The sequence below is a fragment of the Idiomarina sp. Sol25 genome, from assembly GCF_033052775.1.
GTDB lineage: Bacteria > Pseudomonadota > Gammaproteobacteria > Enterobacterales > Alteromonadaceae > Idiomarina.
On sequence record NZ_JAUPEW010000107.1, the window covers coordinates 1 to 276 of the forward strand.

Sequence of the window (276 nt, forward strand, 5' to 3'; positions counted from 1 at the left end):
TTCACCAGCCCCGTCTTCGTGGTCGACACCGTGACGCCGACGGCGGCGGTCGCGGTCAGCAGCGCCGACGTCAACCTCGTCCACAACACCGCCCTTGTGACCTTCACGTTCAGCCAGGCGCCGAGCGATTTCAACCTCGGCCACACCAGCGCGGTCGGCGGACCGCGCGGCCCGCTGACGGCCAGTCCCGACGGCAAGACCTACACCGCCACCTTCACCGCCAATGCCGGCACCGACATCGCCAATGCCGCGGTGAGCGTCGACAACACCTGGCAC

Annotated in this window: 1 protein-coding gene; it reads left to right on the forward strand. The window is 68.8% G+C overall.

Features of this window, described 5'->3' with window-relative positions; all coding sequences use genetic code 11:
• On the forward strand, positions 1 to 276 hold a 276-nt coding region (locus tag Q5L94_RS13660), incomplete at both ends, for an Ig-like domain-containing protein (protein WP_317498901.1).